The following is a 10750-nucleotide window of genomic DNA, read 5'->3' as shown; positions in this document are numbered from 1 at the left end:
CGGTCATCGACATGCACGTACAGTGCCGTCAAGAGGGTGTCTAAATCGGTCGTCACAACCCGATGTTGGACACCCTCCCTCCGTTCGTGAACCCCGTAATCGGAACTACTCGTCTAGCTGTCCTGCGCGACCGCGCAGGCCGTCGCCAAGCGCAGCGGCATCGCCCGCGCCGACGGGCTCAACCCGCTGTGGACCACCGATGACACCAGCGCCCCGCTCATGGAGCGGACGCCGTGGGCCCGCATTGACCGGCCGCCCGCTACGCTCCACGCGCTGCTGGAAACACGCCACAGCCGCCGTTCCGTCGGGTGTCAGCTCCAAATGACCCACCGCACCGTCAAAAACCTCGCCGACGCTGCAAGCCGGAAGACCTCTGTCGCGGCCAGTGGCGGCACAACAGGACCTTCGTCCTCGACGAGTACAAGCCCTACCTGGACGAACGTTGAAACGAGGGCTGCACCAGCGCCTGGAAGCTCTGGGAGGAGATCGTTCCCTTGGGCTATCGAGGCAGCTACGGCCGCGTCAGCGCCTACCTGCGAGAGAAGCGCACCTCGCCGCGGCCGGTCACCGCGCAACTGCCGGCACCCCGCGTGGTGACGAGGTGGATCCTCAGCCGACCCGAGACGCTGACCGAGAGAGCCGAGCTTCTCCAGGGCCCGGGCGGACGCCACGTTGCGGGTATCGGTCTCGGCCTGGACGCGGTTCAGATCCAGGGTGTGGAACGCCCACCGCAGGACGGTGTGCGCGGTCTCCGTGGCGTAGCCGTGGCCCCACGCGGCGGCGTCGAAGACGTAGCCCAGGGACGCGCTGCGGAAGTCCGGGGTTCCAGCTGGTCAGGCCGCACCAGCCAATGAACACGCCGTCGCAGACGCGGTCGACGGCCACCCGCGCTCCCGTGCCTTCCTCCTCGATCGTCCGGCAGGTCGCGATGAAGCGCTGGGCGCGAGCTGGTTCAGTCCACGGCGGGGAGTCCCAATGACTGCTGCGGGGCACTCAGCAGTGATTCGGGCAGGTAGGGGGACCGGACGCTCAGCTGCCAGCTGTGCGCGAGACGGGCGAGGGCGGCCACCATGACGGTCTCCACCGGCAGCAGACTCCGGGCGGCCGGGTCTGCGCCGGCGGTCGCGCGATGCATCACGAGCCGGTCCTGTAGGGCTTGCTCGAAAGCGTCCTGGTCGTCGTCGAGCAGGACGCGCAGCAGTTGCTGGTCCGGCGAGAGCGTCCCGGCCGCATCCAGCTGCGCGGCCGCCCGCGCCCGCTCGGCGGCCTCCGGCTTGCTCAGCGGTACCGGGCCAGGTATCGCGCCGGGGTAGCGCCCCTGCACGACGCTCAGGTAGCCGCACAGCGCGTCCATCTCGGCGAGGTCGGCCGGTTCGGACACCGACTCCCGCTTCGAGTACGGCACGCCGTCACGGATGGCGGGTGCGTAGTCCTCGCGCAGCAGAGGACCGATCACACGGCTGCGCTCCCATATCAGTCCGCTGATCACAGACCACGCGAACGCGTCGATCCACGTCCGCGCCGTGGTCGCCGGATGGGTCGGCTCCCACCTCTCCTCGTAGTGCAGCTCCGAGCTGCTCAGCGTCCTCGGCACGAGGGGCAGGGGCACCTCGAAGTCGCCGTCCGGGAAGCACGCGAGGCTCAGCACCCCCAGGGCGCACTCCGCCGCCGTGACCAGGGCGATACGGGAATCCGGGGTACACAGCGTGGGGTCCTGCACAGTCCGCGCGGCGATGTGGTCGGCCAGTTCCTCGCCCAGCTCCCTGAGACCGCGCCGAAGCGGCATGACGCCATAGCGCATCTCGTGCCACTGGTCGTGAGCCCGCCCCCACATGTCCTCCAGAGCCTGCTCGATCCGCTGCTCCGCCACGACGTGAGGTGCCACTCTCTTGATCGTCATGTCTGCCATCCTCGCAGCGCCTACTGACAACGCGGCCTTCTCTCGGCGCTTCGCCGCGCAGGCAGGACAGTGCTCACACGTTGTCTTCGTGCCGCCGTGGTCGCACGCGCCTGGGTGTCCGCCACAGGGTGCAGAAGATCACCGTCATTACCTCTTCACCCCTTGACCGGGCTCGATGTGAAGGACAGGAGAAACGTCGAAAGTCGCGTCCGGGCGTTGCCGGCACGCAGTCGGTGACGAGGATGCCGGCGGGAGAGGCTTAAGTAGGTGTTTGTGAGCCGGGTTGGTGGTCCGGCTGTGCGTGACGGCGTATTTCACTTGTGGAGGCAGCGGATGGCTCGGCGTTGTTCGGGACATCGTCTGTTCTGTGGGGCTTGTGTGCTGAGGAGGCACTCCGTTGGCTGTCGATCCCGGGCGTCGTCTGGCCCTCCTCGGGGGCGGCTTCTCCGTGGACGACGATGGTCTGCTCGACGACTGGGTACTCGGTCACGCACGGGTTTCTCGGCCCAAGGTGTGCTTTGTGCCCACGGCCAGCGGCGATGCCCCCGCCTACATCGACCGGTTCCTCTCCGCGTTCGAGTCACGCGCCTGTGAACCCAGTGTCCTGCCGCTGTTCCGGCGGGGGCTCGATGACGCCGCATTGCGCACATTTCTGCTGTCCCAAGACATCGTGTACGTAGGTGGCGGCAACACTGCGAACCTGCTCGCAGTCTGGCGTGCGCACGGCGTGGACCAGCTGATGCACGAGGCCTACGACGGCGGCACCTTGCTGTGCGGCATCAGTGCAGGCGCCAACTGCTGGGCCGAAGGCTCACATACCGACTCCTTCGGACCGCTGACGTTTCTGTCGGACGGGCTGGGCCTGTTGCCCGGCTCGGTCTGTCCGCACTACGACAGTGAGCCGGGCCGCCGCTCCTCCTACCAAGCGGCCGTAGGCACTGGCGCACTCCCCGCAGGGTGGGCGCTGGAGGACGGCGTCGGCGCTCTCTTCACCAACGGCCTCCTGACGGAAACGGTGACCCGCACGCCGCAGGCTTCCCTATTTTGGGTCGAGCCGGATGGAGAGAAGGCAGCTATGGAGCGTGCTGTCCCGTGCTCCTTGCTGACTCAATCACAGTGACCCTTTGCATCGCCTTCCATCGGGCTGCCGCGAGGCGTGGGGCGAGGTAATCGGATTCCGCGCCGCAGGGTTCCTCATCATCCGGCTGCCGTCGTCTTCCGCGTCCACTGGCTCGATATGGGACTCTTGCGGGTCAGGCGCCCACGCCGATGACTGACGAGCAGGCCGGGTTGCCGCAGCGGGCCGGGCCCTGCTGCAGCCGCTCGAACGCCAGCCGGCAGGACTCCCACACCACCAGGTCGCCGTTTACCCGGGCTACCACACCTGCCTCATCAACGGCGCTCTACGAGGCGGTGTGCAAGGTGGAGCAGATCTGTCAGGTGCAGCACCCGTCCGTCGAACCCGGGGAGGGGGACATGGAGTGGCTGGGTCCAGTGGGTGGGGATTGCGTCCAGCCCGTAATACGCCCCCGCGAGGCCTCCGGTCACCGCGGCGACGGTGTCCGTGTCACCGCCGAGGTCGACCGCCGCGCGTATCGCGTCTTCGAAGCTGGTGGTGGTGCGCAGGGCCCAGACGGCTGAGCCCAGGCAGGGCCAGACGGCACCGTTGAACTCGGTCGCCTGATCGGGGTGCCAGCCGGGCGCGAGGACTGCGGCGTAGCGGCCGCGATGGTCGGGGTGGACGAGAGCCAGGATGTCCGGGAGCGCAGTGAGGGGATCGGTGTCCTCGAGTGTGCCGCGGATGAGTTCGTGGAAGATCGCGGTGCCTTCCCAGGCCGCACGGTCACCGTGGGTGAGGGCAGCGATCCGACGGGCGGCGTCCATGGTGGCTTCCTGGCCGGACGAGGCGAAGTAGACCGCGGAGGTCGATGCCCGCATCAAGGAGCCGTTTCCCGCTGCTCGTTGGTTGACCTGGAAGTGGATCGCGGCGGCGAGATCCCAGGGCATGCCGTTGGACAGGACATCTTCGGTCTGCAGGCCGATGTCCTTCGGTTCTGATGCTGCCCACCGCTGGAAGCGGGCGAAGATATCCGGCAGGTCCAGTCCGCCCCGCTCCAATAGCGACTCCGCGACAAGGACGGCCATCTGCGTGTCGTCGGTGGCCTCGCCAGGGTCCCAGCCGCCGCCTCCGCACATCTCACCACCGCCACCAGGCGCGGGAAACCGTGCGGAGAACGCTCCCTGGGGACCGAACTCGAAGGGGCCGCCCAGGGCGTCACCCACCGCTGAGCCGACGACCGCGCCGGCGGCCCGCTGAATCCGCTCCATCCGCGCAGGTTATCTGTGCTGTGCCGACGGCCGCGCGGCCCCGTTTCCTTGGACAACCGGCTTCGGAACGGGCGAGTGTGCAGTGGCTGACGGGCGGCGCTGCAGCCGGAGCGAGACGGTCAGGGGCCGACGCGGCCGGCCACCCCCGCCTTCGCCGACAGCGACCTGGGCCGCAGCGTCAGCGGGGCCAACACGCGGCAGGGGAGGGTCAGCGGGCGCGGATGACCTCGATGACGGTGTCCGGGCAGCCGTCGAGGACGCTGGTGAGCGCAATCTGCTCGGCCAGGTCGACGGTACCCGCCAAGGCCAACACATCCGATGAATCAACTCACTCTGTCCGGCACACGAACGAGTCTGTCACCTCACTTCCGGGTTGGTCTGGCAATTTCCGTCGAAACCCTAGACAGGTGACCGACTGGTGCCTGCTAATACATCCCATGTTGTTCCTCTGAACACGCGCAGTGTTCAAGGCCGTGGCCGCGTGTGCTGTCCTGTGAAGTGCCAGGAGAAGACCTTGTCAGAGCCGATCACTCGCCGAAGGGGCCGCTCGTCGGCATGGCGGTCAACCACGGCCGGCTTCGCCGTTGCGTCCGGGGCCCTGTATCGAACGGAAGACCTGCAGCCCAGCGCCTAACGCCTGCGCCGGAGGCCGAGCTCACGCCTGCGCTGGGGGCCGAGCTCAGGAGGTCAGTTCACCTGGCGGGCCAGCCTGCACATAGCTCCGTTCGACGCCGATTGAGTCGAATCTCTCACAGCACGTCGTCACCACCATCCATACCTTCGATCCACAGGAGTGGGCCGTGTCCTCATCGAGAATGACTCGCCGTACATTTCTCGGCGCGGCGGGTGCGGCGACCGCCGCGACCGCCCTGCCGCTCGTCCCCGGTTTCTCGGGCCTTCTGTCGCAGGCGTCCGCCGCGGACACGCAGACCAATCTGAGCAGGATGGTCGACATGCGGTTCGGCATGTTCAACCACTTCAGCCTGGGCACGTTCACCAACCAGGAGTGGGCGGAACCCAACCAGAGCCCCACCCTCTTCGCTCCCCCGAGTGTCAACTGCGGGCAGTGGGCGGACGCGGCGGTCGCCGCGAAGATGAGTTACGGCATCCTGACGACCAAGCACCATGACGGCTTCGCGCTGTGGCCGAGTGCTTATGGCACGCAGAACGTCGCGAACAGCTCCTACAAGCAGGACGTGGTGAAGGCGTACTGCGACGCCTTCCGCGCGAAAGGGCTGAAGGTCGGGTTCTACTACTCGATCTGGGACCGCACCTTCGGCGTCGAGGCGTGGGAGAGCCGGCACAAGGTGTCCGGGCTCGAGATCACCGATGCCATCCAGCCTGGTGACATGACCTTCGTGCTCGGTCAGATCCGCGAGCTGCTGACCAACTACGGCACCATCGACATGTTCATGACCGATGGTTACGCGTGGCAGATGGGGCAGCAGGCCGTTTCCTACCAGAGGATCCGTTCACTGGTGAAGGAGCTGCAGCCGGACTGTGTCATGATCGACATCGGCGGACTGTCCGTGCCCTTCCTCAGCGACGCGATCTTCTTCGAGGAGCCGCTGGGCGTCTCGGCGCCGGCGGGCAACACCTACGCCGGTATGCAGGGGCAGACCATCAGCAACGGCTGGTTCTGGCACCCGACCACGCCGAACGAGAGCCTGATGAGCAAGGCGGACATCCTGAACCACCTGGCTGACCTGGAGCCGAAGTACACCTCGTTCATCCTCAACTGCCCGCCCAACCGCAACGGCAGGCTGGACACCAACATCGTCAACCGGCTCGCCGAAGTGGGCGCCGCCTGGAGCCCGAACACCTCCCGCCAGCCACTGCCCCCCCAACCACTGCGCGCCGAGCACCCCGTGACGCCGGTCAACGCGTATGCGACCGGCTTCCACACCGGCGAGGGACCGCTCAACGCCATCGACGGACTCAGCGACATCCGCTACGAAACCTGCTGGTCGACCTGGAGCACCACGCCGGGCAGCGGCAGTCTGGCACTGCCGCAGTCGATCACCATCGACCTGGGCGGGGTGTGGAGCAACGTCTCCACCCTGGAGTACCTGCCCAAGCAGTGGAGCCGCAACAACTCCACCGATGGCGACATCACCTCGTACACCATCTCCACCAGCACCGACGGCACGAACTTCACCCAGGTGACCACCGGCACCTGGGCCGGCGACCGGACCCTGAAGCTGGCCGAGTGGCCGGCCAGGAACGTGGGTTTCGTACGGATCAAGGTCAACGCGGCCACCGGCAATTACGCCAACATCAGCGGGTTGCGCATCGGCGGCCGCACCGCCAAGCCGGCACTCGTGTCCACCACACTGCCCGGCGACGGCACCGTCTACCGACTGGCCGCCCGGCACAGCGGCAAGGTCGCCGACGTGGCAGACGGGGCCACCGCGAACAACACCAACGTCCTGCAGTGGTCCTGGCTCGACAAGCCGAACCAGAAGTGGACCTTCGCCAGCACCGGCGACGGCTACTACAGGATCAAGGGTGTGGCCAGCGGCAAGCTCCTGGAAGTCGGAGGCCTCTCCCGCGCCGACGGCGGCAACGTCAACATCTGGGCGGACGCCAGCGCCCCCCAGCAGCACTGGGCCGTCACGCCCACCGGCGACGGCTACTACGTCCTCATCAACCGCTACAGCGGGCTCTGCCTCGCCGTCGACGAAGGCAGCACCGCCGACGGAGCCAACATCGAGCAGCAACCGTACGCGTCACTGACGCGGCAGCAATGGCAGATCATCCCCTCCTGACCTGCCCTCCGTCCCCTCCTCCTCAGCCTGTTGCGAGGGGCAGCGGTGCCGGTCCCCTGCGGGCGCGAGGCGCCTGGGCACCCCGCGCCCGCAGGACGCGTGCCCGACTCCGTCATGCCTCCGTTTGACGACGTGGACGTCCTGCCCGGCGACGGCCCACCAGCGGCATCTCTGTCACACTGCCGCCGGAACGCTGCAGGCGATCCGTGAGCGGGTCGGCAAGCGGGGCGTATCGACATACCTGGAGAAGGCGGCCCAGCGGCAGACGGAGCGGAACGACCTGGACGAGCTGATCGCGGACTTCGACAGGGTGCACGGCCCGGCCGACCCCGAGGCCGTAGCGACAAAGCGTGCCCGGCTCACCGGCGGCGCCTCAAATGCTGGGGTGGCCGCGTGAGCGGTGCCTTGGTCCTGGACAGCGAGGGCCTGGTGAAGGCGGTACAGCGTGATCGGGAAATCCAGAGTGACTGACGGTGGCTCGCGACGCCGACCTCCCTGTGATCACCTCGGCAGCGGTACCGGTCGAGGTGATCCACCCGGAGATCAGCGAAGCCGCACTGAAGTGGACCATGTCCCGCCTTGGTGCCGAGCCGGTGTGCCGCACTGCCGCTTTGCTGGGTACGGCGGGACTGCACGGCGACAAGTACGCAGTCGACGCCATGCTGGGTGACGGCACTGTGGGAAGGAAGCCGTCATGGCCCGGAAGCCGGGGCTCGGCCTTACCCGATTCCCAGCCGCCGACAGTCGGCCGCCGCACGCCCAAGGCGGAGGCCACCTCGTCGGCGCTGGGTGAGTTCGACTACGACGAGACGGGCCTCCGTGTGTGGCGGGCATCGACGCGGTCGAGGCGATAGGCCGTCTTCAGGCGACGCCGGTGGTGGACGACGGTCTCCTCGGCGTGCTGAACGAGCTGCTGGACGATCCCTACGCGCACGACATGGACGAGAGCCTGCACATCGTCGGCGTGACGTCCGTGCCGGGCGGCTGCATCATCACCCAGCCCTGGGGATAAACGCCGCAGATGCCGGGCGTGCTGGCCCGGTTGTCCGCAGGCACCCTCTGCTACGGCCTCTACGCCCATCCCAAGAGCGGCAACCAGGGCAGCATCGCCCGCAAGAAATCATCGGGGGATCGGACCTGCACCCCGGCGGAGAACCGGACGAGGACGACACCCCCGCACAGGTGCTGGCCGCCTACCTCTACCAGGACAACGCCGTCGCCTACGCCTGCGCCTTCACAGGCCTGCGCCTTGCCGACCGGCGCGCGGTGACCGGGCCGCCCGACGTGTGGGCCGAACTGCCCCGCCGCGACTACTGGAGTCACTGACTCGGCAGGGAGCTGTCATGACGGTGGTGGACCTGCCGCGCCCCGGCCGCCCTGGGCGCGCGCGGCTCTTTCCCGACCAGGTGGAGGCAGCGGAGCGGCTGGTGCGGCATCTGGGGGCGCGGGGACGCGAGGGCTGTTCGTGTCGGCGACGGGCACCGGCAAGACGCTGGTGTCGATCCGCACAGCGGACGGACTCGGCGCGCGGCTGGTGCTGTTCGTCGTCCCCACCCTGGACCTGGCCGCGCAGACCGCGCTGGCCTGGCGGCGGGACGGTCTGCCTGGAGCACATGGTGATCGTCTCCTCTCTTGACGCCGGCAGCCGCGACGACCTGGTCGCGGCCCGGGTCAAGTCGACCACTGACCCGCAGGCGCTGGGCGGGCTGATGTCAGCGGTGGGGGAGGGGGAGGACCACATCCGTGCGTCGACGGTCATCTGCACCTACGACTCCCTGGACAAGATCGAACAGACTCAGCGCACTGGGTACGCGGTGCCGCCGTTCGACCTCGCCGTCATGGACGAGGCACACCGGATCGCGGGGCGGGCCGACAAGAAGTGGGCGGTGCCGCCGTGGCCCTGCCCGAAGAGCTGGTGCTGTCCCGGCTGATGCCGGCCGGTCGTCTCCCTGTGCGCGCCCACGCGTCGCAGGTCTACGTGGCGACGCGAGCATCCCGACGACTTCCTCCCGGTCCGTTCCTCGGGACGGCCTTCCGGCTGCGCACCTTGCATGTTCTCCTGTGAGGCTTCTTGGCCAAACAGTGGCGTTGAACATGCGATACGGGGCAGACGAGCGTGGCATGGTCCGTACGGGTGTCCGGCAGGAGGAGCCAGTGGCCGGTCATGAGACGTATGCCGCCAGCGCGTTTTCGCTGGTGGCGGTGATACTGCTCGCGCGGTGGTGTTTTGTGATGCGAAGCGGAAGGCAGCACGCTGCACGCGCGTGCCACCGCCCCTCACGCTGGACAGCGTCGAGGGACGCCCGGCGTACGGGCTCCACCGCTGCTGCTGAGCAACACCTGCCCACGGACGCATCCAGTGATCAGCGGGTGGTGCAGGAGGCGGAAGACCTCGTCCATGAGTACTGGCGCCAGATCCGCCCCCTTTACCTGCACGATCACCCTCAGCTCTGATCCGGCCGTCAGCGCAGGGCCGGTGTGGGGGATCGGTCAGGTGCCAAGTGCCTCGCTGAGGGTTTCGTGGCAGTCGATGACGGCGTCGACGCCGACGATCTGCAGCAGGCGCCTGACGTTGTCGGTGGGTGCGACCAGCCGAATCCAGCCCTCAGCAGCGGCGACGGCCTGGTAGGCGCGGATGAGGATGTTGATGCCGCTGGAGTCCATGAAGGTGACCTGGTGCATGTCGAGGACGATGCGGGGCCGGAGGAAGTAGAGAGCTTCGAGGGCTTGGCGGAGCGGTTCGATGGTGTCGCGGTCGATCTCGCCGGCCACGGTGTCACGCGGATGCCATCGGTTTCGAGGGCCCGCAGCGGGCGCTGTGACCGGTCCGAGGGTCACTGTGGCAGTGGTTTCGGGCGGGTCGGATCCGCTGCTGTACGCAGTGGACCGCATCGAGGACGGCATGGGTGGCAGTCCGCGCTTGGCCAGCCACGCCATGGCCGTCATCTGCACCTTGTCCACAGCACCGGCGCAATGCCCGCCGGAACGCCTACCCCAGCTTTGCAACACCCAGCCCTTCGGCTGGCGCGGCTCCAGCACCTCACGCACCGCGGCGACGGTGACGTCTTCAGATACGTCGTGGCGACGTCGTCGTAACCGGGACTCCCGCAACGCCTGACGGGAAAGCGGGGGCCGCCCCCAAACGACTGGTAGAGGCGCGGTATTTCAAGCGCTGTTTGCACCCTTCGCAGGGGGTAACTCGACGTAGTAGCCCCAACGGCGACTGCGACTGGGAGTGATCAGCGGTGGCGCGAGATGAGAAGGCGAAGGCCAAAATGGAGCAGGCCAAGGGCAAGGCCAAGGGAGTCGTCGGCCGTGCGACGGACGATGAAGGTATAGCGGCCGAGGGCCAGGCCAAGAAGTCGAAGGGTGACGTGCGTCAGGCGAAGGAGAAGATCAAGGACGCCTTCCGGCGCTGACAGCCGGACACGCTCGGTGGGCCCGCACGTGGGGCCCACCGCTTGTTCGTAAACCCCACCGACGCCCACACGCGCCCTCCTGGGCGGGTCATGCCATGGGTGCCTGAAACGTCTTCATACAGGGGAAGCAGTGCTTGTCCGTCGGCTCCGGCCTGCCGAGCTCCCCCGGCTTCTGCATACCGGACAGCGTGGAGTCCTTGTGAGCCGCAAGGACATGCCACACCGGTTCCCCTGAGGGGTCTAGGTGTTCTGTCTCGGGAGGTTGTGGACGAGTGAGCCAGGTCTCGGCTGGGGGATCTTGAACAGGTGAGGGCCTTCCGGTTCGGTGTGGATTG

12 protein-coding genes and 2 pseudogenes are annotated in these 10750 nt (G+C 67.7%); 9 read left to right on the top strand and 5 right to left on the bottom strand.

Annotation, left to right across the window (positions count from 1 at the left end):
- Positions 1 to 638 precede the first annotated feature (638 nt).
- Both ACZ4Z2_RS37005 and ACZ4Z2_RS37000 read right to left on the bottom strand, forming a co-directional pair.
- A pseudogene (locus ACZ4Z2_RS37005) lies at positions 639 to 978 on the bottom strand (GNAT family N-acetyltransferase); the annotation flags it as partial.
- Positions 953 to 1900 carry an immunity 49 family protein gene (locus ACZ4Z2_RS37000; RefSeq protein ID WP_468082130.1) on the bottom strand — a complete coding sequence of 316 codons (948 nt, stop codon included), beginning with the start codon at positions 1898 to 1900 and terminating at the stop codon, positions 953 to 955. The gene ACZ4Z2_RS37000 and the pseudogene ACZ4Z2_RS37005, both read right to left, overlap by 26 nt.
- A 397-nt stretch (positions 1901 to 2297) precedes the next feature.
- Here ACZ4Z2_RS37000 and ACZ4Z2_RS36995 point away from each other — a divergent pair, with 397 nt between their 5' ends.
- Positions 2298 to 3020, top strand: coding sequence for a Type 1 glutamine amidotransferase-like domain-containing protein (locus tag ACZ4Z2_RS36995; protein ID WP_468082128.1), 723 nt, complete (start codon positions 2298 to 2300; stop codon positions 3018 to 3020).
- Positions 3021 to 3153: 133 nt separating this feature from the next.
- On the opposite strand, the gene ACZ4Z2_RS36990 is transcribed toward ACZ4Z2_RS36995, so the two are convergent.
- Positions 3154 to 3282, bottom strand: coding sequence for a hypothetical protein (locus ACZ4Z2_RS36990; protein WP_468082126.1), 129 nt, complete (start codon positions 3280 to 3282; stop codon positions 3154 to 3156).
- Positions 3283 to 3292: 10 nt separating this feature from the next.
- A complete protein-coding gene (locus ACZ4Z2_RS36985; protein ID WP_468082125.1) occupies positions 3293 to 4228 on the bottom strand; it encodes an ADP-ribosylglycohydrolase family protein in 936 nt (311 codons plus the stop codon).
- Positions 4229 to 5043: 815 nt separating this feature from the next.
- Here ACZ4Z2_RS36985 and ACZ4Z2_RS36980 point away from each other — a divergent pair.
- The 7 genes and pseudogenes from ACZ4Z2_RS36980 to ACZ4Z2_RS36950 all read left to right on the top strand — a co-directional run bounded on the left by ACZ4Z2_RS36980 (position 5044) and on the right by ACZ4Z2_RS36950 (position 8927).
- Positions 5044 to 6996 carry an RICIN domain-containing protein gene (locus ACZ4Z2_RS36980; RefSeq protein WP_468082123.1) on the top strand — a complete coding sequence of 651 codons (1953 nt, stop codon included), beginning with the start codon at positions 5044 to 5046 and terminating at the stop codon, positions 6994 to 6996.
- A gap of 124 nt (positions 6997 to 7120) precedes the next feature.
- Positions 7121 to 7393 (top strand): hypothetical protein, encoded by a 273-nt coding sequence (locus ACZ4Z2_RS36975; protein WP_468082121.1) that lies wholly within the window; start codon positions 7121 to 7123, stop codon positions 7391 to 7393.
- Positions 7390 to 7661: pseudogene (locus ACZ4Z2_RS36970) on the top strand (DNA-binding protein); the annotation flags it as partial. The gene ACZ4Z2_RS36975 and the pseudogene ACZ4Z2_RS36970, both read left to right, overlap by 4 nt.
- Positions 7662 to 7819: 158 nt before the next feature.
- On the top strand, positions 7820 to 8008 hold the full coding sequence (locus ACZ4Z2_RS36965; RefSeq protein ID WP_468082131.1) for a hypothetical protein: 189 nt from the start codon (positions 7820 to 7822) through the stop codon (positions 8006 to 8008).
- 170 nt (positions 8009 to 8178) lie between these two features.
- Positions 8179 to 8322: a hypothetical protein gene (locus tag ACZ4Z2_RS36960; RefSeq protein WP_468082119.1), complete on the top strand. Its 144-nt coding sequence runs from the start codon at positions 8179 to 8181 to the stop codon at positions 8320 to 8322.
- 139 nt (positions 8323 to 8461) lie between these two features.
- Positions 8462 to 8632 (top strand): DEAD/DEAH box helicase family protein, encoded by a 171-nt coding sequence (locus tag ACZ4Z2_RS36955; protein ID WP_468082118.1) that lies wholly within the window; start codon positions 8462 to 8464, stop codon positions 8630 to 8632.
- Positions 8610 to 8927 (top strand): hypothetical protein, encoded by a 318-nt coding sequence (locus tag ACZ4Z2_RS36950; RefSeq protein WP_468082117.1) that lies wholly within the window; start codon positions 8610 to 8612, stop codon positions 8925 to 8927. The genes ACZ4Z2_RS36955 and ACZ4Z2_RS36950 overlap by 23 nt, the downstream gene beginning before the upstream one ends.
- A gap of 559 nt (positions 8928 to 9486) precedes the next feature.
- Here ACZ4Z2_RS36950 and ACZ4Z2_RS36945 read toward each other — a convergent pair.
- The gene (locus ACZ4Z2_RS36945) at positions 9487 to 10044 is read right to left on the bottom strand and encodes an STAS domain-containing protein (RefSeq protein WP_468082116.1); all 558 of its coding nucleotides are present in this window, start codon (positions 10042 to 10044) and stop codon (positions 9487 to 9489) included.
- A 197-nt stretch (positions 10045 to 10241) separates the two neighbouring features.
- Between ACZ4Z2_RS36945 and ACZ4Z2_RS36940 the strand changes: the two genes are divergently transcribed.
- On the top strand, positions 10242 to 10415 hold the full coding sequence (locus ACZ4Z2_RS36940) for a CsbD family protein (protein ID WP_468082115.1): 174 nt from the start codon (positions 10242 to 10244) through the stop codon (positions 10413 to 10415).
- Positions 10416 to 10750 lie beyond the last annotated feature (335 nt).

This window comes from Streptomyces sp. NPDC030183, assembly GCF_055573455.1.
This window is presented reverse-complemented; position numbering and strand designations above follow the sequence as displayed.